The organism is Pseudarthrobacter sp. KH_020_B (genome assembly GCF_057840185.1).
The window spans coordinates 2,802,313-2,821,732 of record NZ_CM174506.1; the positions used below are offsets into that span (position 1 = coordinate 2,802,313).

Below are 19,420 nucleotides of genomic sequence, written 5' to 3' on the forward strand. Positions count from 1 at the left end.
TCTGTCTATATTACCGCGTTGCTACCCGCGGACCTGGCCCTCGCCCTGCACGATCCATTTAGTGGTGGTGAGCTCAGTGAGTCCCATCGGGCCGCGGGCGTGCAGCTTCTGCGTGGAGATGCCAACCTCGGCACCCAGGCCCAGCTCGCCGCCGTCGGTAAACCGCGTGGACGCATTGACGATGACAGCCGCCGAGTCAACCTCGGCGATGAACCGCTCAGCGTTGGCGAGGTCGTTGGTGAGGATCGCTTCGGTGTGGCCGGTGGACCAGGTCCGGATGTGCTTGACGGCGTCATCCAGGCTGTCCACCATGGCCACGGCGAGGTCCAGGTCCATGTACTCGGTTCCCCAGTCCTCATCCGTTGCCGGTTCGGACTCAACGGATGACGGCAGGGCGGCGCGGATGCGCTCGTCGGTGTGGAGGGTGACCCCGGCACCGCGCAGAGCGGCGGCGACGGCGGGCAGCACGGTGGACCGCGAATGGACCAGTAGGGTCTCAACGGTGTTGCAGACACTGGGCCGCTGGGTCTTGGCGTTCAGCAGGATCTCCACCGCCATGTCCTCGCTGGCGGATTCGTCGATGAAAATGTGCACGTTGCCCTCGCCGGTCTCGATGACCGGCACGGCGGCGTTCAATACCACGGATTGGATCAGATCCCGGCCCCCGCGCGGAATCAGGACATCAACTCGCCCGCGGGCCCGCATCAGCGCATTCGCGCCTTCCCTGCCGTACTGGTCCACTGTCTGCACGGCATCGGCGGGCAGCCCGACGCCTTCCAGGGCTTCGCGCAGCACGTAAACAAGGGATTCGTTGGTGGCCGCGGCGGCGGTGCCGCCGCGGAGGATAACGGCGTTGCCGCTCTTGAGGGCCAGTCCGGCGATGTCCACGGTGACGTTGGGCCGGGCCTCGTAAATGGCTGCGACGACGCCCATGGGGACATTCACCTGGCGCAGGCGGAGGCCGTTGGGGAGGGTCTGGCCGCGGACCACGTTGCCCACCGGGTCAGGGAGGTTGGCCAGGTTCTCCAAGGCGTCAACGAGCCCGGTAATGCGGGCTTCGTTCAGTGTCAGCCGGTCCAGCATGGCCGCGGACGTGCCGTTGGCCTTGCCGGCGGCAACATCCTTGGCGTTGGCGGCCAGGATCTGGTCCTTCCGCGCCAGCAGGGCAGCACCGATGGCGCGCAGGCCACGGTCCTTCCAGGCCCGGTTTGCCCTGGCCATCCGGCGGGCCGCGTGCTTGGAGCGATCGGCAATGGCGTGGACCGCCGCTTCGACGTCCTCGGCGGACAACGGAACGGCAACTGATGCAGGCGCTTCCGGGGCAGCGGGAACAGAAGTGGTGTCCCCGGAAATCGCAGCAGTGTTGTGGGTCAGTGCCTCAGTCATGATCCAAGTTTAGGCGAGCCGGGGGCTCAGACAAGCACCAGGTCGTCAACGTGAACAACTTCACGGTCATATCCGCGGCCCAGCGCCTTGCCCAGCTCCTTGGTGGACCGTCCCAGCATCTGGGGCAGTTCCGCGGCGGAATAGTTGACGAGGCCGCGGGCAATAACGGTGCCGTCGGCACTGACGATTTCGACGGCGTCGCCCGCTTCGAAATCGCCGTCCACCGCGGAGATGCCGGCCGGAAGCAGCGAAGTGCGGCGGTGGCGCACTGCCTTGACGGCGCCGTCGTCGAGAACCAGCCTGCCATGCACGGAGGCAAGGTGCTCAAGCCACAGCAGCCGGACCGGCTTGCGGGCGCCATTGACCTTGAACCAGGTGCCAACGTCCTCGCCGGCCAGCGCGGCGGCAGCGTTGGCGGTGGAGGTGACCAGAGCGTGGATCCCGGAGCCGGCCGCGATGGTGGCGGCTTCCACTTTGGTGGTCATGCCGCCGGTTCCGACGCCGGCTTTGCCTGCCTTGCCGATGGTGACGCCGTCGAGGTCGTGCGGACCTTCCACGAGCGGAATCCGTTTGGCACCGTGCGACGGCGGACCGTCATAGAGGGAGTCGACGTCGGAGAGCAGCACCAGCGCATCGGCGCGGACGAGGTGGGCCACCAGGGCCGCAAGGCGGTCGTTGTCACCGAAGCGGATCTCGTGCGTGGCCACGGTGTCGTTTTCGTTGACCACCGGAACCACGCCAAGGTTGAGGAGCCGGTCCAGCGCACGGAAGGCGTTGGTGTGCTGGCTGCGGCGCATCAGGTCATCGGCGGTGAGGAGCACCTGGCTGACGGTCACGCCGTGAGCGCCGAACGCCTGGGTATAACGGGCCATGAGCAGCCCCTGGCCCACGCTGGCCGCGGCCTGCTGCGTCGCCAGGTCCCGTGGCCGCTTGGCAAGGCCCAATGGTGCCAGGCCGGCCGCGATGGCACCGGAGGACACCAGGATGATCTCGGTCCCGGAGTTCCGCTTGGCTGCCAGCGCATCGGCTAGGGCGGTCAGCGATTCTTCCGAGATGCCGCCCTTGATGCTCGTCAGCGACGATGAGCCGACCTTAACAACAATCCTGCGGGCGCCCGAGAGCACGCTGCGGTCCGCGGCCCGCTTGCGCGGGACCGCGGAAACGGTGCTACTGGTCATCTTCTGCGCCTAGTCCACTCTCCTTGACCGGCTTTGCAGCGCGGCGGCCGCTGACCGATTCGGTCCAGATCCCGGCCTTGCGCTCGGCTTCGAGCTCGGCGCGGGCGGCGGCCTTGGCCTCGCGGCGTTCCACCTGCTCGTCCCGCTTCTGACCTCGGGTGGGCCGGTCGCCGATGTCGGCGAAGCGGACGTCGGTGCCACGCGGTGCCGCCAGCAGTTCGGCGCCGGCCATCATGGTGGGCTCCCAATCGAAGACGACGCCGTCGTCCTCGCCGATCACTACCGTGTCGCCCGGCTTGGCGCCCTGTTTGAACAGTTCGTTTTCGACGCCGAGCTTGGCCAGGCGGTCGGCGAGGTAGCCGATCGCTTCCTCGTTGGTGAAGTCGGTCTGCTTGACCCAGCGGACAGGCTTGTCGCCCAGGACGCGGAACAGCGGTTCGAGGTTCTTCTCCTCGCGGCGGATCTTGAAGCCGGATTCGTTGACGGCGCGGGGCCGCAGGACGGGCGGCTTGACCTTGGGCGGGGCGGCGGCGAGGGTGTCGCGGGCGGCCTGGACGATTTCCGCCATGGCGAAGCCAAGCTGGCGGAGCCCCTCGTGGCTGGTGGCCGAGATCTCGAAGACCCGGTAGCCGCGTGACTCGAGTTCCGGGCGGACAAATTCAGCCATGTCCTTGCCGTCCGGGAGGTCCACCTTGTTCAGGGCCACCAGGCGCGGACGGTGGTTCAACGGAACCACATCGCCGTCGGTACCCGCGTAGCTCATGTCCACGGAGTACTTTTCCAGCTCGGCCTCGATGATGGCAAGGTCTGCCAACGGGTCACGGTCCGATTCGAGCGTGCCGCAGTCCAGCACGTGCACCAGGGCGGCGCAGCGCTCCACGTGGCGCAGGAAGTGGTGGCCAAGGCCCTTGCCTTCGCTGGCGCCCTCGATGAGGCCCGGGACGTCGGCAATGGTGAAGCGGACATCGCCGGACTGGACAACACCCAGGTTCGGGATCAGGGTGGTGAAGGGGTAATCGGCGATCTTGGGCCGCGCGGCGGACATGGCCGCGATCAGGCTGGATTTTCCGGCAGAGGGAAAACCCACAAGCGCGATGTCGGCGATGGACTTCAGTTCCAGCACAATATCGCTGGCGTCACCCTCGATGCCCAGCAGGGCGAAGCCCGGGGCACGCCGCTTCTGCGAGGACAGCGAGGCATTGCCCAGGCCGCCCAGGCCGCCGGCGGCCGCCACGTACTCGGCGCCTTCGCCCACCAGGTCCGCCAGGACGGTGCCGTCCTTGGACTTGACCACCGTGCCATCGGGCACGGGCAGGATGAGGGTCTCACCGCTCTTGCCGCCGCGCCAGTCACCCATGCCCGGTCCACCGTTGGTGGCGTGGCGGTGCGGGGCGTGGTGGTAGTCAAGCAGCGTGGTGGTCTGGTGATCAACGCGCAGGATGACGTTGCCGCCGTCGCCGCCGTTGCCGCCGTCGGGACCGCCCAGGGGCTTGAACTTCTCCCGGTGGACAGAGACGCATCCGTGGCCGCCGGTACCGCCGGATACGTGCAGTACTACCCGGTCTACAAAGCTCGCCACGTGGATCTCCTCAGTGCTGTTTCCTGTCCGCCCAAAGGCGCCAAGACGATTGTAATGCGGTTAAAAGAACAGTGGAGCGGACCAAATGGCCCGCTCCACCGCTTCAGAACTATTTGTTACTCTGCAGCTGCAGCAGCAACGATGTTAACAACGCGGCGACCGCGGCGGGTGCCGAACTGGACGGCTCCCGGGGCCAGTGCGAACAGTGTGTCGTCGCCGCCACGTCCCACGCCGGCGCCCGGGTGGAAGTGGGTGCCACGCTGGCGGACGATGATCTCGCCTGCGGAAACTACCTGCCCGCCGAAGCGCTTGACGCCGAGGTACTGGGCGTTGGAGTCACGACCGTTGCGAGTGGAACTCGCGCCTTTTTTATGTGCCATTTGAAATGCCTGCCTTTAAATTCTGGGGAATCTGCTGAAGAACCTGAACGGTAAACGAAGTTACTTGATACCCGTGATCTTGACCTTGGTCAATTCCTGACGGTGACCCTGGCGCTTCTTGTAACCGGTCTTGTTCTTGAACTTCTGGATGACGATCTTCGGACCACGGAGGTCTTCGAGGATCTCAGCCGTAACCGTTACCTTGGCCAGGTCCGCAGCAGCAGAGGTGACTTTGTCACCGTCTACCAAGAGCAGTGCGGGCAACTCAAAGGTGCTGCCGGCTCCACCGGGGACGCGGTTCAGGGTAACGAAGTCTCCAACGGAAACCTTCTCTTGGCGGCCGCCTGCGCGGACAATCGCGTACACCACTTGGGAACTCACTTCTCTCGACGTTTATTACTAAATTTGCGTGCTGAACCCGGTTCCGTAATTGGCTGGGTTCTCGCTGTGCCTCAACGCCGTGGGGTCGTAACCCAAGTGTTGGCGTAAGCACCGAAGATCTAGAATACGCTAAATTTGCCTTCGGCCGCAAATGAGGCTGGTTACGGTCGATTGTCTGTGATAGGACCCACAAGCAGGTACTGCACTGACAATCCAAAACCGTGCCTGACTATCGTACAGGCCACAAGGTCCGCAGCCTGTCAGGAGTGAATTCGCGGCGCGTCGAAGAATTCCACTTCGAACCGGCACGACTGCCTGAAAGCCACCAACATCGCAGCCCGTTCATCCGCGGATGCACTCCGTCCGGCGTCGTCAGCCAAGGCGATCGCCTCACGGGTGGCTTGGGCGAAGTCCTCGTCAGCATAGGCCCGCAGCCAGTCGGCATAGGGATGCTCCGCCGGTGCACCGGCGGCCAGGAACTCCGCGTGGAGGGTCTGTCCCACCTCGGCGTACAACCAGAAGCACGGCAGCACCGCCGCCACGAGGACCGCATAGCTGCCCGAAGCCGAAGCGGCCAGCAGGTGATCCACATACGATTTGGTGACCGGTCCAAGGACGGATTCCACCGTCCTGGTGCTCAGCCACGTGCGGTGCAGTTCAGATTCGACCTCAAGGCATTGCTGGGCCGACTTTGCCCAGAACAGCTGGGCGGCTTCCGTGGGCGCCAGCGCACTGGCCCGGGCGAGGACACGCGAATAGCCGTTGAGGTAGATGGCGTCCTGGGCGAGGTAATAGGCGAACTGTTCCTCAGCCAACGTGCCGGCCGCCAGGTCGCGGATGAAATCCAGCCCGTAGATAGCGTCAAGATCCGGCGCAGACGCCAGCCCCAGCGTCTGCGCGAATTCGCCGGCCGCCGGAACCTGCTGCATGTGGTGGAAGTGGTTGATGGGGCCGTTACCCCCGCCCACCTCGAGTTGGTCAGAGGCCTGCAGCGCGCCCACCAGCCAAGGCTTCACCTGCCGCAGTGCGGCCTCCCAGTCTCCCAGCCTGGCCTGGGCCGTGGCTATGGCCGAGGACAGCGAGCAGCCGGTGCCGTGGCTGTTGCGGGTGGGGATCCTGTCCCCCGCCACTTCCACCACCTCCCGTGCGAGCAGCCCCGCGGCGTTGACCAGGGCATCCGGGCACGCACCGCCGTCGAGATGGCCGCCCTTGACCAGGACGGTGGCACCGGTCGCGGCGGACAACCGCCGCCCCTGCCCGAGCGCGTCGGCCCAATCCCGCGCCTGCGGCTCCCCCACCAGGATGGCCAGTTCGGCCAGGTTGGGGGTGATCAGGTCCGCGAGCGGGAGCAGCCCCCGCAGGGCCGCCTCCGCAGACTCCTGCAGCAGCCGGTCGCCGCTGGTGGCCACCATCACCGGATCAAGAACGACGACGGCGGGACGCACCCTTTCCAGCCAGTCGCGGACCACGCCAATCACCGCAGCGTCGCCCAGCATGCCGATCTTGACGGCGTCGATGGTGATGTCATCGCTGATGGCATCGAGCTGCTGGCCCAGGAAGGACGCCGGCGGGACGTGAACCGCCTGGACCCCCTGCGTGTTTTGGACTGTCAGGGCGGTGATGGCCGCCATGCCGTAACCGCCAAGAGCAGCAATGCTCTTGAGGTCGGCCTGGACGCCCGCGCCACCGGACGGGTCCGATCCGGCAATGGACAGCACCCGCGGGACGTCACGCAGCACCTGGACCACAGAAGAGTTGCCTGGTGCGGGCAGGACCGCCGCGGGCGTTGCGGGAGGAAGGACAGAAGTTGAAGCCAAAGGAGACATCCCTTCGCCGGTGCTAACCGGACAGGTTCAACGGGTGTGGATCTCAGCCGGCCCTCTGCGCGGCACCCCGTGTCAGTCACCAGCCTAGCGTCCCTCAGGACTTAACGCCGGACGCCCGGACGCGGGCTGTAATTCACAGGCACGTCCGGGCGCCGTTGTTTTGGCTGCCCCTACAGCTTGGTCAGAGCTCCGAGGCCGGAACCCCTACGCCCAGGATGATGGGCGCGTTGGTGGCCGCCGGCTTGTCAGCAACGGGAGCCTTGACAGGCTCCGGGGCCTTGGCGGCGTGCGTGTGTCCAGCGGCAGCCGCCGGAGCGGCTTCGTGATGCTCCACGGACGTGGCGTTGGCTGCGCCCTGGGCACGGCTGGCACTCCGGTTCCGCCGGGGACGGCGGGCGCGGGGCTCCTGGGTGTGGTCGGAGTAATCCTTCTCCACAGCTGGCTGCTGCTGGCGGGCAGGTTCGGCCGGCTGGCTTTCAGGTGCCTGGACTGCCAACGGCTTGCTGGCCGCTACAGGAGCCGGCTCGCCCAGGTGGGCGAAGGCCGCCGCGAGGCGGTCAAGTGTCAGGGCAGGCGCGTGCGGCTGGTCCTCGTGGTGCTGCACGAACGGCAGCACCACCTGCTCGCCGCCGAACGTCAGCACCGCGGCCGGGCGGCCGTTGGAGTCCGTCTCGGACCGCTCAGCCGGCACCGGAGCAGCAGGCTGCTGGCGCGCGGCGGCTGATGCGTGGGCTACCTCGTCGTCGTGCAGGTGCGCAGCGTGGGCTGCGGCCGCAATGTTCGCAAGTGCCGCCCGCGTGGCCTCCGCCTTGGCATGGCGCTCGGCGTCACTGGGATCCGGGTGGACCGTATGGATCTGCACCGGAGCGGACGGTGCCGTTTCCAGCGGCTGGCCGCCCCGTCCGCGGCGGCGCTTCCGGTCAGTGCGGCCACCCGGCTGGCTGTCCGGGCGCTGGCTGTCGGTGCGCATGGTGTCGGTGCGCTGGCTCTCCGGGCGGCTGTCAACCCGCTGCACGTGGTGCTCCGCGGCTACGATGTTGGCTCGGCGGTGTTCCACGGGGTCGTCGTGGGTGACAATTCCGCGGCCTGCACAGGTTTCACACTGCTCGCCGAAGACTTCCAGGAGCCCGGTGCCCATGCGCTTGCGCGTCATCTGCACGAGGCCCAGCGAGGTCACTTCGGCCACCTGGTGCTTTGTCCGGTCGCGGCCCAGGCACTCCACCATGCGGCGCAGGACCAGGTCGCGGTTGGATTCGAGGACCATGTCGATGAAGTCGATGACGATGATGCCGCCGATGTCGCGGAGCCGGAGCTGCCGGACCACTTCTTCAGCTGCCTCGAGGTTGTTCTTGGTGACGGTTTCCTCGAGGTTGCCGCCGCTGCCGGTGAACTTGCCGGTGTTGACGTCCACCACGGTCATGGCTTCGGTGCGGTCAATGACCAGCGAGCCGCCCGAAGGCAGGAAGACCTTGCGTTCCAGGGCCTTGTGGATCTGCTCATCGATCCGCCACGCAGCGAAGATGTCCTGGTCCTTGGTCCACTTTTCCAGGCGGCCCACGAGGTCCGGGGCAACGTACGTGACGTAGGCCTCGATGGTGTCCCAGGCCTCCTCACCGGAGACGATCAGCTTGGAGAAGTCCTCGTTGAAGACGTCACGGACCACCTTGATGGTGAGGTCAGGTTCGCCATAGAGCAGCTCCGGCGCGAGGATCTTGGTGGACGTGGACTGGCTATCGATGCCCTCCCACTGCGCGCGCAGCCGGTTGATGTCGTGCGTGAGTTCCTCTTCCGAGGCGCCTTCGGCAGCGGTGCGGACGATCACGCCGGCGTGCTCCGGGAGGCGGTCCTTGAGGATGCGCTTGAGGCGGTTGCGCTCGACGTCGGGCAGTTTGCGGGAGATGCCGGTCATGGAGCCGCCGGGCACATAGACCAGGTAACGGCCCGGCAGCGAGATCTGACTGGTCAGGCGTGCACCCTTGTGGCCCACGGGATCCTTGGTCACCTGGACCAGGACGGTGTCGCCGGACTTGAGCGCGTTTTCGATCCGGCGCTGCTTGCCTTCGAGGTTAACGGCTTCCCAGTTCACTTCACCCGCGTACAGGACGGCGTTGCGGCCGCGTCCGATGTCCACAAACGCCGCTTCCATGGACGGCAGGACATTCTGCACCTTGCCGAGGTAGACGTTGCCGATCAGGGAGTCCTGCTGGGTCTTGGAGACAAAGTGCTCGGCCAGGACGCCGTCTTCGAGGACGCCGATCTGGATTCTGTCGTCGCGCTGGCGGACGATCATCTGCCGGTCAACTGATTCACGGCGGGCCAGGAACTCGGCCTCGGTGATGACGGTGCGGCGGCGGCCGGTGTCGCGGGATTCGCGGCGGCGCTGCTTCTTGGCTTCGAGGCGGGTGGAGCCCTTGACGGACGTGACGCGGTTGTTGACCGGCGCTTCGGTCGCGGCGCGCGGCGCGCGGACGCGGGTCACCGTGTTGGGCGGGTCGTCGCCTTCTCCTCCGGTCAGTTCCAGATCCTGGTCGCCACGGCGGCGGCGACGGCGACGACGGGAGGTCACGCCCTCGTCGGCCTGTCCAACGGATTCCTCATCGGTTTCTTCGGCTGCGCCGTCGTCGCCTTCGTTATCGCCCTCAGCATCGCTTTCGCCCGTTCGGCTGCGTCCGCGGCGGCCACGGCTGCGGCGCCTGCGGCGGCCGTTGGCGTCGTCCGCTTCGCCGTCTTCGGCGTCGTCCTCTTCCTGCTCCTCAACCACGGCGGCGGCCGGCGCGGGGCGGACCACGGTGCTGAGGTCAGGGGCCTGGAAAAGCACCGATGTGGTGGACGCCGGCTCGAGGAACAGTGAACTGAACGGGCTGGCGGGCTCAGCTACAGCCGGTTCTTCAGCCGGCGCGGCGGCAGCGTTGACGGGGGCGACGGCGGTTGCTGCGGGCGCGGCGGCCTCCGCAGCGGCGACTTGCTCTGCTTCCGGGGCCGGCGGTGCTGCAGCTTCAGGGGCTGCCTGCTCCTCCGGTGCAGGTTGTTCGACGGCCGCGGGAGCGACGTCGGGAGCCGAAGTTTTGCGCGTGGCCACCCGGCGGCGGCGGACAGGCTTGGTCTCCGCTGCAGCCTCAGCGGCTGCGGGTTCGACGGCGGCAGGCTCCACGGCAGCGGGCTCGACGGCGGTCTCGGCAACAACGGCGGCAGGTGCTTCCAAAACCTCAGCAGCGAAGGCCGGCAACGGTTCGGCGGTAACCACCGCCTTACGTGCGCGAGTCCGCCGCACCGGCGCCTTAGCCTCGGGCGTGGCGTCTGACGCAGCCTCAGTCTGGGCGGCGGCGTCCGTCATGGGTGCGGACTCTGCGGCCTTCGGCACTGCCTTCCGACGCGTCCTTGTAACCTTCTTGGGCGCTTCCGCAGCCTCGGCGACTGCTTCATCATTAACGGCTGGTGCTTGTTCGTTTTCCATATGTGGCAACACTCCTGCCCCTGACGTACCGCCACATCCGGCACCCATTGGGGCACATATTGTCAAAACCCGCAGGCGTTGACAGAAGTCAAGTGGATTCTCCCAGGTTCGCACCGGCAGAGGGGTGCGGCAGCCCGTGGGAGCCGTCGGCTGTGTCCTGGAACCCGTTGTTCTACACGCCACAACCAGGTGCCGACCAATGGAATTGCGGGAAGCCGGATCAGAGAATCCGAAGCCTGCCCTGCTCATCATTGGCGGTCTTGAAACAAGCCACCGGACCGGAGTCCGAATGTGGGTCGGCCTCCAGCCATGTTCATTCTCTCACACCCGGGCTGAAAGACGGCGGAACCACGGGCAGCGGATCAGTACGTGAGGGGCGATTACTGAATGCTGCTGCCAGTCACCGGCGTTACAATCGGGGCAAGGAGCACCCAAGCAAAGGACGCCACACACCATGCCCAGTATTTCCTCCCACGGCACCGACACGCCGGCGGCCTCCCCGGCGGCAGAGCCGTTGCCCGCCACGCCTGGCACTGTGCCGCCGATGGCACGTAACCGGCCCTTCGGCTGGCTGATGGTCATCACCGGCGTCATCGGCTGGCTTGCCTCGGGAACGCTGGTCCTGGAAAAGCTCGCCCTCCTAGAGGATCCGAATCACGTAACGGCCTGCGATGTTAATCCGTTTGTCTCCTGCGGCCAGGTCATGCAGACGTGGCAGAGCTCGGCGTTCGGGTTCCCCAACATGTTCATTGGCATCGTCGCGTTCGCCGTCATCATCACCGTGGGCATGGCCCTGCTGTCCGGCGCCACCTTCGCCCGCTGGTACTGGACAGGGCTCCAGGTCGGCGTCACGCTCGGCTTCGCGTTTGTGGTGTGGCTCTGGTCCCAGGCACTTTACGACATCCACGTTCTGTGCCCGTTCTGCATGATCGTCTGGGCCGCGATGATCCCGCTCTTCGTCTGGGTAACCATCCGAAACGTCGTCCACGGCATCATCCCCGTCCCGTCAGGTGCGGCACGTGTGCTGGGCGAATCGGGCTGGATCATCACCGCGTTGCTGTATGTAGCGGTCATCGCCACCATCTTCTTCGCCTTCATCCAGGTGTTCGCCGGAACTTCGGGCTTCTGACGCCAGCCCCGCACAAGACTCACAACAAAGCGCGAACGGAAAAGCGCGAACGGACAAGCGCGAACGGACACTTGAGGCCCCGGTTTCCCGGGGCCTCAAGTGTCCGTTCGCGCCGGGGCCTCAAGTGTCCGTTCGCGCCGTGGGGTGGGTGCAGGACTTAGTCCTGGAACCAGATCTTGATTTCGCGCTCGGCCGAGTCAACGGAGTCGGAGCCGTGAACCAGGTTCTGCTGGACCTTCAGGCCCCAGTCGCGGCCGAAGTCGCCGCGGATGGTGCCCGGAGCCGCGGTGGTGGGATCGGTGGTGCCCGCCAGGGACCGGAAGCCTTCGATGACGCGGTGGCCTTCGAAGATCGCGGCCACAACCGGTCCGCTGAGCATGAATTCAACGAGCGGCTCGTAAAACGGCTTGCCCACGTGCTCTTCGTAGTGCTGCTCCAGCAGTTCCCGGCTGGCGTCAACCTTCTTCAGTTCAGCGAGGGTGTAGCCCTTGGCCTCAATACGGCCCAGGATGGCGCCGCTGAGGTTGCGGGCAACGCCGTCGGGCTTGATCAGTACCAGGGTGCGCTCAATGGTCATGGCTGCTCCAATGCGTAAAGGGGGTGGGTTTCCCAGCCAGTTTACGGGGTTTCGCCGGCACCAAGGGACGGGTTGTGGCGCTTGAACGTCCCAGCCAGATGCCCCTTGTCTTCCCGCCCGCAACTGGACAGACTGAAAGGTGGCCGCGCGAACAGCCGCCTACGGCCGGATGGAGAGAGAGGACGCCGACAATGGACAACAAGGAGCTTGTAATCAAAGCCGGGAACGAGCTTTTCATTGACCGCGACCCGGGAGCCATTGACCGATGGTGGGCAGCGGGCTACCGCCAGCACAGCGCCATGGCCGCCGACGGACCTGAGGCGCTGCGCGGCCTGGTGGCTGGCCTGCCCGAAGAGTTCCGCTTTGAGCCGGCCAGGATCCTTGCCGACGGCGATCTGGTCGCAGTACACAGTGTCTACCACGGCTTCGGGCCGGATCCGCTTGTTGCGTTCGACCTGTTCCGTGTCGCGGACGGCAGGATCGCCGAGCACTGGGACGCGCTCCAGCCGGCGGTGTCCAGCACAGCCAGCGGCCGCAGCCAGGTGGACGGCCCATCCGAGGTCACCGCACCGGAACAGACCGAGGCGAGCCGCGCCGTCGTCGTGGGTTTCGTCGAAGCGGTCCTTAAAGGCGGGCAAGTCGACCGGATCACGGAGTTCATCAGCCCGGAGCAGTACGACCAGCACAACCCCGGCGTCGCCGACGGCCTGGACGGCCTGGGCGCGGCGCTGAACGCATGGGGTGAACAGGGCATCACGATGCAGTACGACACCTTGCACCGCTCAGTCGCCGAGGGCGAGTTCGTACTGACCCAGTCCGAGGGGCGGCTGGGAGGCAAACCCACCGCGTTCTACGATCTGTTCCGGGTCGACGGAGGCAAGATCGTCGAGCACTGGGATGTCGTGGCGGACATCCCGGAGTCACTGCCCCACGGCAATGGCCTCTTCTAGTCCGTTTGGCCACCCTCCGCGCCGTGCGACGCGTTCCATTCGGCCTGTTCGCGTTCGCGCTTTGCGGCCTCGGAATCGATCCTGATGCCGGTGCGGATTCCGTACCACCAGGCCAGGCCGAACAGTGCACCAACCAGGAACATCATGGGCTCAACGATGCCCGTCAGGATCAGCACAATCTGCAGGATCCAGCCCAGTCCCACGCCCCACGGCTTGGATAGCACGGCGCAGGCAAGGACCATCACGAGGCTCAGTGCGATGCCGATGCCCAGGATCAGCGCCGGCGGAAACTCGCCCCGCCTGAGTCCAAAGACGGCCAGCGTCGCGAAGAACACCACAAAGGCCTCAAGCAGCAGGACGGTGGAGGCAAACATCACCTTGGTGGACCGGCGCTTCTTGGGCATTCCCGGGCGCCATTCACGCTGGGCTTTGGTCAGCTTGGCCATGGCTAGGCCTCCGTCTTTCCGAGCAGGATCCGGGCTTCAGCCACCAGGGTGATGGAGCCCGTGACCAGGACGCCGCCGGAGAGGTCATCGTTGGCTTCGGCGCGTTCCACGGCCCATTCGAGGGCGTCGTCGAGTTTCTCCGCGATGTGGATGTTGTCTTCGCCGAAGCCCAGTTCCACGGCCAGTTCGGCCAGTTCGGCCGCGGGCACTGCGCGTGGCGAGTTGGACTGGGTGAAGCAGTATTCCTGGGCGATATCGCCCAGGGATTCCTTGAGCTGGCGCAGGATCTCTTCGGCGTCCTTCTCCTTCAGGACTCCCACCACCGGCACCAGCCGGGTGAAAGTGAAGGCCTCCTGGATGGCCTCGGCCGAGACCCTGATGCCGTCCGGGTTGTGGGCCGCGTCCACGATGATGGTGGGCGCCGTGCGGACAACCTCAAGCCGGCCCGGGGACGTGACGGATGCGAAGGCTTCCTGGAGCACCTCGAAGTCAAGTTCCTTTTCGCCGCCGAAGAACGCCTCGAGGGCTGCCACTGCCACCGCGGCGTTCTGCGCCTGGTGCGCGCCGTGCAGCGGCAGCAGCAGTTCCGGGTACCGGCCGGCGATGCCCTGGATGCTCACTACCTGGCCGCCCACGGCAACCGTCCGGGATTCGACGCCGAACTCCACGCCTTCAAACCGGAACGGGACTGCCACGTCCTTGGCTTTCTCGAGCAGCACCTGCGCGGCATCAACGGGCTGCGAGGCACTGATGAGGTAGCCACCGGGCTTGATGATGCCGGCCTTCTCGTAGGCAATGTCCTCGGTGGTATCGCCCAGCAGGTCGGTGTGGTCCAGGGAAATGGGAGTGACCACCGAAACCAGGCCGTCGCCCACGTTGGTGGCATCGGTGATGCCGCCCAGGCCCACCTCGATCACGGCCACGTTGACGGGCTGGTCCGCGAAGACCGCGAAGCCCAGGATGGTCAGGCACTCGAAGTACGTAAGTCGGGGCTCCCCCGCCGCGGTGAGTTCGTCGTCGACGATCTGCAGGTAGGGGCGGATTTCGTCCCAGATCCGGACGAATGTTTCGTCAGGGACGGGGTGGCCGTCGATGCTGATTCGCTCGGTGACCTTGGACAGGTGCGGGCTGGTGTAGCGGCCGGTGCTCAGCCCGTGCGCGCGCAGCCCGGCCTCGATCATCCGGGCCGTGGAGGTCTTGCCGTTGGTGCCGGTCACATGGATGATGGGGAACGCCTTATTGGGCTCCCCCAGCACGTCCATGGCCCGGAACAGCGGGGCAAGACGCGGCTCCATTTTGTTTTCCGGTGCACGCCCCAGCAGCTCGGCGTACACACTCTCTACGGAGAATTCGTCAGTCATGGCTCAGGCCTCTGCTTTTTCGACGGTGATGCGCGGTTCGCCTGACACGGCAGGAACGGTGGCCAGCTCCAGGGTCAGGGTTTCGGTCTTGACCAGCTCGGCGTTGGCCAGCAGGGCGTCCAGCACGGTGTGAACGGCCGTGACGGTGGTCCGGATCCGGTCGCTCACGTTCAGTCCGGCGTCCTTGCGTGCCTGCTGGATGGCCCGAACCATGTCGCGCGCGGTTCCTTCGGCCTCAAGTTCGGGCGTGACCTCGGTGTTGAGCACCACAAAGCCGCCGCCCGGCAGGACAGCGACTGAAGCCGATCCGCCGTCGGACTCTGCCACCACTGTCTCCAGGGTGTACTCCTGGGGTTCCAGGTCCAGGCCTCCGGCGATGACCACTCCAGCATCGGAAACCGACCAGTCACCGGACTTGGCGCCCTTGATGGCCTGCTGGACGTTCTTGCCCAGGCGCGGTCCCGCGGCGCGGGCGTTGACCACGAGCTTCTGTTCGATGCCGAACTCCTCCGGGGAGGCGCTCTCGGCATCCAGCAGGCGCACGGAGCGCAGGTTCAGTTCATCGGCGACGACGGCGGCGAAGCCTCCCAGCGCCTCCGCGCCGGGTGCCACAACCGTCAGTTCCTGCAGCGGCAGGCGGACACGAAGGTTGGCGGCCTTGCGCAGCGAGGATCCGGTGGAGCAGATCTGCTGCACGCGGTCCATCGCCTCCACCAGCGAAGCGTTGGCCGGGAACAGGTCCGCGTCCGGCCAGTCGGCCAGGTGCACGGAGCGGCCGCCGGTGAGTCCGCGCCAGATCTCTTCGGAGACCAGAGGCAGCAGCGAGGCCGCCACGCGGGACACGGTCTCCAGCGCCGTGTACAGCGCATCGAACGCGTCCACGCTCTCGTCAAAGAAGCGCTGGCGGCTGCGGCGGACGTACCAGTTGGTCAGCATGTCCAGGTAGCTGCGGAGCTCGTCGCAGGCGCCGGAGATGTCGTAGCTGTCCAGCTGTGCAGTCACGTTCCGGACGAGGTCGCCGGTGTTGGCCAGCAGGTACTGGTCCAGGGTGTCGGCGTACCCGTCGTAGCGCAGCTTCGCGTCATATCCGGAGCCGCCATTCGCGGCGTTCGTGTAGAGCGTGAAGAAGCTGTAGACGTTCCACAACGGCAGGATGACCTGGCGGACGCCGTCGCGGATTCCCTGTTCGGTGACCACCAGGTTGCCGCCGCGCAGAATGGGGCTGGACATCAGGAACCAGCGCATGGCGTCGGAGCCGTCGCGGTCCAGGACCTCGGAGACATCCGGGTAGTTGCGCAGGCTCTTGGACATCTTCTGCCCGTCCGAGCCCAGCACGATGCCGTGGCTGATGACGTTCCGGAAGGCCGGACGGTCAAACAGCGCCGTGGACAGGATGTGCAGCATGTAGAACCAGCCGCGGGTCTGCCCTATGTACTCCACGATGAAGTCCGCCGGGTTGTGGGTGTCGAACCACGCTTCGTTCTGGAAGGGGTAGTGGACCTGCCCGTAGGGCATGGAGCCGGAGTCGAACCAGACGTCAAGGACGTCCTCGACGCGGCGCATCACGGACTGGCCCTCTTCCGGGGTCCGGGGGTCGTCCGGGTTGGGGCGCGTCAGTTCGTCGATGAACGGGCGGTGCAGGTCAACCTGGCCGGCCGCATTCAGCGGCAGGCGGCCGAAGTCGGCCTCGATCTCGGCCAGGGAACCGTAGACGTCGGTGCGCGGGAATTCCGGGTCGCTGGACTGCCACACCGGGATGGGGCTGCCCCAGTAGCGGTTGCGGCTGATGGACCAGTCGCGGGCGTTGGCCAGCCACTTGCCGAACTGGCCGTCCTTGACGTTGCCCGGGATCCAGTTGATGTCCTGGTTCAGTTCGGACATGCGGTCCTTGAACTTGGTGACTTCCACGTACCAGGAGGACACGGCGCGGTAGATCAGGGGGTTGCGGCAGCGCCAGCAGTGCGGGTAGCTGTGCTCATAGCTGGCCTGGCGGACCATCCGGCCCTTCGCGCGCAGCACCTGGGTGATGGGCTTGTTGGCTTCGAAGACCTGAAGGCCCACGATGTCGTGCAGGTCGCCGTGGCTGAACAGGTGCAGGAACTTGGCGCCTTCGTCAACGGACAGGACCACGGGGATGCCGGCCTCTTCACAGACCTTCTGGTCGTCTTCACCGTAGGCGGGGGCCTGGTGGACGATGCCGGTGCCGTCGGTGGTGGTGACGTAGTCGGCCACGAGAAAGCGCCAGGCGTTCTCGGTGCCGTACTTTTCGGCGTCGCTGAAGTCGTTCCAGAGCGGCTGGTAGGCCAGGCCCTCAAGGTCGGCGCCGGTGTGGGCTGACGTCACGGCGGCCTCGGCGGAGTCCGCATCCTCATAGCCCAGGTCCTTGGCGTAAGCGGCCAGGAGGTCCGCGGCCAGGAGGAAACTGCCGGTGACGGGCGCGTCCGGCGAAGCAGCCTTGACGCCGTTGGGTCCGGCGGGGAGTACGGCGTAGGTGATGGAAGGCCCGACGGCGAGCGCCAGGTTGGTGGGCAGCGTCCAGGGCGTGGTGGTCCAGGCGAGCGCCTGGACGCCGGCGAGCTGCTTCGAGAGCTCCGACTCCCCTGCCGTGATGGGGAACGTCACCGTGACCGTTTGGTCTTGGCGGTTCTTGTAGACGTCGTCGTCCATCCGCAGTTCATGGTTGGACAGCGGCGTCTCGTCCTTCCAGCAATACGGCAGCACGCGGTAACCGTTATACGTCAGGCCTTTTTCATGCAGCTGCTTGAAAGCCCACAGGACCGATTCCATGTATTCGACGTTGAGCGTCTTGTAGTCGTTGTCGAAGTCCACCCAGCGGGCCTGGCGGGTGACGTAGCTCTTCCACTCATCGGCGTACTTCATCACGGAGGCACGGCAGGCGTCGTTGAACTTGTCGATGCCCATGGCCTCGATCTGGGTCTTGTCCGTCATGCCCAACTGCTTCATGGCTTCCAGTTCAGCCGGCAGTCCGTGGGTGTCCCAGCCGAAGCGGCGTTCAACGCGGCGGCCGCGCTGTGTCTGGTAGCGGCCCACGAGGTCTTTGGCGTACCCCGTCAGGAGGTGGCCGTAGTGCGGCAGGCCGTTGGCGAAGGGAGGGCCGTCGTAGAAGACGAACTCGTTGCTGCCGGGCTGCCCGCCGGGAGCATCGGCGCTGCGCTGGTCGATGCTGGCCTGGAACGTGCCGTCCTGGTCCCAGTACTTCAGGATGCGCTCTTCGATCTCCGGGAACTTCACAGAGGCGGAGACACCAGCGGCAGCGCCGCTCGATACAGCAGCCGAAGGGGAAGCTGAGGCTTTGGGGTAATAAGTCATTCTCGACATCCTGGGTTGAGCTGGTGAACCACACAGCCGTTGCTGGATGGTTCCGTTCAGGATGCGAGGACGGCTGGTGTGCTGTCCTGGGACTGCACGCTTACCGCGGTACCACCTCACTTACCGGCACTCCGCCATGCTCCGGGGGAAGCTGTTGGTGCGCCGGCCGCTCATTACTGCTGTGACGGGCTTACCCGTCCGGTTCTAGTAACACCGGCTGCCTGGCCGTCAGTGCGTTCTTCCGGAAGCTCACCGGTGATAGCCGGGTCATAGCCACCTTTGAGTCTACTATCGCCTGCCCGTCCTCCGCCATTCTTCGACGGCGGCCTGGGCGCGCCGCAGCCGGGCTACTCCGGGCCACGGATTGCCTAGACTCAAGGTCATGACTGCTTCCGGCCGGGCTTCGGCAATAACGCGACCCGCCGCGCTGTTCAGATGGCTGTGGCTGCTGGCCACGGCGCCGGTGCTGGCGCTCTCAGTTTTCCGCGCCATCCCGGCGGAGTGGCCCGTGCTGGTGGTCCAACTGCTGGCTTTCACGCCGTGGCTTGCCGTGCCCGCCGCCGCTGCCCTGCTGCTTGCGTTTCTGGGACGGAGCCGCTGGCAGCAAGCGCTCACCGTCGCCCTTGTCCTCATCCACGTGTTCTGGCTCTTCCCCCTGGATACGGCCCGGCCCGCTTCCGCGGCGGGGCGTCCCACTGTGCCGCTGACGGTCATGAACATCAATTCCGAGTTCGGCCAGGCCGACGCCCGCGAAATCGTCCGCCTTGTCCGGGACAACGGTGTGGCGCTCCTCGCGATCCAGGAACACACCCAGGGGCTCCAGGACAAGCTTTCGGCGGAGGGTCTGGACCGGCTGCTTCCGAACAGGATCAGCGAACCCACCAACAACGCCGGCGGCAGCGCCGTGTACTCACGCTACGCAATGGAGCTTGTAGGCATCGTCCCGGACACCCCGTTCAGGATGCCAACGGTCCGGCTGACCGCCGAATCCGACGGGGCGGTTGCCGTGCTGGAAGTGACCAACGTGCATGTGCTGCCGCCGGTGGATGTCAGGGTTGACCAGTGGCGCAGTGACCTCGCGGCCGTGGGCCTGCTGGCGGAGCGTCCCGGCAACAGGCTGCTGACCGGCGACTTCAACGCCACGTATGACCACGAAGAATTCCGGGCGCTGCTTGGCGCGGGCCGGGACGGTACGGGACTGGTTGACGTGGGGACGGCGTCAGGATCCCGGCTGATGCCCACCTGGCCGATGGAGGGACCGCTGCTGCCGGGGATCACCATCGATCATCTGGTCACTTCAAGGCAGGTGGGGAGCACCGGATACCAAGTCAAGCGGGTGCCCGGCACGGACCACGCAGCTGTTCTGGCCACGCTCACCGTCCCGGCTGGCTGAACTCCCGTCAGTAAGCGCCGGTCAGTAGGCACCCACCCGTCGGCCGCAGC

Annotated in this window: 14 protein-coding genes and 1 riboswitch; of the genes, 3 read left to right on the forward strand and 11 right to left on the reverse strand. The window is 66.1% G+C overall.

Features of this window, described 5'->3' with window-relative positions; translation table 11 throughout:
• Positions 1-21: 21 nt before the first annotated feature.
• The 7 genes from AC3IT0_RS12880 to AC3IT0_RS12910 all read right to left on the reverse strand — a co-directional run bounded on the left by AC3IT0_RS12880 (position 22) and on the right by AC3IT0_RS12910 (position 10,184).
• Positions 22-1,386 carry a glutamate-5-semialdehyde dehydrogenase gene (locus AC3IT0_RS12880; RefSeq protein ID WP_489320184.1) on the reverse strand — a complete coding sequence of 455 codons (1,365 nt, stop codon included), beginning with the start codon at positions 1,384-1,386 and terminating at the stop codon, positions 22-24.
• Between the two features lie 26 nt (positions 1,387-1,412).
• Positions 1,413-2,564 (reverse strand): glutamate 5-kinase, encoded by a 1,152-nt coding sequence (gene proB / locus AC3IT0_RS12885; RefSeq protein ID WP_489320185.1) that lies wholly within the window; start codon positions 2,562-2,564, stop codon positions 1,413-1,415.
• Positions 2,554-4,143: a GTPase ObgE gene (gene obgE, locus AC3IT0_RS12890; protein WP_489320186.1), complete on the reverse strand. Its 1,590-nt coding sequence runs from the start codon at positions 4,141-4,143 to the stop codon at positions 2,554-2,556. Before obgE ends, proB begins: the two co-directional genes overlap by 11 nt.
• A gap of 116 nt (positions 4,144-4,259) precedes the next feature.
• Positions 4,260-4,523: a 50S ribosomal protein L27 gene (rpmA, locus tag AC3IT0_RS12895; protein ID WP_056340543.1), complete on the reverse strand. Its 264-nt coding sequence runs from the start codon at positions 4,521-4,523 to the stop codon at positions 4,260-4,262.
• 60 nt (positions 4,524-4,583) lie between these two features.
• A complete protein-coding gene (rplU, locus tag AC3IT0_RS12900) occupies positions 4,584-4,892 on the reverse strand; it encodes a 50S ribosomal protein L21 (RefSeq protein WP_018773353.1) in 309 nt (102 codons plus the stop codon).
• 272 nt (positions 4,893-5,164) lie between these two features.
• Positions 5,165-6,730 carry a bifunctional hydroxymethylpyrimidine kinase/phosphomethylpyrimidine kinase gene (gene thiD, locus AC3IT0_RS12905; protein ID WP_489320187.1) on the reverse strand — a complete coding sequence of 522 codons (1,566 nt, stop codon included), beginning with the start codon at positions 6,728-6,730 and terminating at the stop codon, positions 5,165-5,167.
• A riboswitch (TPP riboswitch) is annotated at positions 6,713-6,810 on the reverse strand. (Overlaps the previous gene by 18 nt.)
• Before the next feature lie 101 nt (positions 6,811-6,911).
• Entirely contained in the window at positions 6,912-10,184 is a 3,273-nt protein-coding gene (locus tag AC3IT0_RS12910) for an Rne/Rng family ribonuclease (protein ID WP_489320188.1), read from the reverse strand.
• A 454-nt stretch (positions 10,185-10,638) separates the two neighbouring features.
• Here AC3IT0_RS12910 and AC3IT0_RS12915 point away from each other — a divergent pair, with 454 nt between their 5' ends.
• Positions 10,639-11,313 (forward strand): vitamin K epoxide reductase family protein, encoded by a 675-nt coding sequence (locus AC3IT0_RS12915; protein ID WP_489320189.1) that lies wholly within the window; start codon positions 10,639-10,641, stop codon positions 11,311-11,313.
• 157 nt (positions 11,314-11,470) lie between these two features.
• Here the strand turns inward: AC3IT0_RS12915 and ndk are convergent, their stop codons facing one another.
• Positions 11,471-11,890, reverse strand: coding sequence for a nucleoside-diphosphate kinase (gene ndk, locus AC3IT0_RS12920; protein ID WP_058932211.1), 420 nt, complete (start codon positions 11,888-11,890; stop codon positions 11,471-11,473).
• A gap of 191 nt (positions 11,891-12,081) precedes the next feature.
• Here ndk and AC3IT0_RS12925 point away from each other — a divergent pair, with 191 nt between their 5' ends.
• Positions 12,082-12,840, forward strand: a complete 759-nt coding sequence (locus AC3IT0_RS12925; RefSeq protein ID WP_489320190.1) for a nuclear transport factor 2 family protein — start codon at positions 12,082-12,084, stop codon at positions 12,838-12,840.
• On the opposite strand, the gene AC3IT0_RS12930 is transcribed toward AC3IT0_RS12925, so the two are convergent.
• From AC3IT0_RS12930 to ileS, 3 genes are read right to left on the reverse strand one after another with little or no spacing between them, the layout of a single operon-like run.
• A complete protein-coding gene (locus tag AC3IT0_RS12930) occupies positions 12,837-13,286 on the reverse strand; it encodes a DUF4233 domain-containing protein (RefSeq protein ID WP_489320191.1) in 450 nt (149 codons plus the stop codon). The two genes, AC3IT0_RS12925 and AC3IT0_RS12930, sit on opposite strands and share 4 nt — an antisense overlap.
• 2 nt (positions 13,287-13,288) lie before the next feature.
• A complete protein-coding gene (locus tag AC3IT0_RS12935; protein WP_489320192.1) occupies positions 13,289-14,647 on the reverse strand; it encodes a bifunctional folylpolyglutamate synthase/dihydrofolate synthase in 1,359 nt (452 codons plus the stop codon).
• A gap of 3 nt (positions 14,648-14,650) precedes the next feature.
• On the reverse strand, positions 14,651-17,977 hold the full coding sequence (gene ileS, locus AC3IT0_RS12940) for an isoleucine--tRNA ligase (RefSeq protein WP_489320193.1): 3,327 nt from the start codon (positions 17,975-17,977) through the stop codon (positions 14,651-14,653).
• Positions 17,978-18,359: 382 nt separating this feature from the next.
• Between ileS and AC3IT0_RS12945 the strand changes: the two genes are divergently transcribed.
• Positions 18,360-19,370 carry an endonuclease/exonuclease/phosphatase family protein gene (locus tag AC3IT0_RS12945; RefSeq protein WP_489320194.1) on the forward strand — a complete coding sequence of 337 codons (1,011 nt, stop codon included), beginning with the start codon at positions 18,360-18,362 and terminating at the stop codon, positions 19,368-19,370.
• The last annotated feature ends 50 nt before the right edge of the window (positions 19,371-19,420 follow it).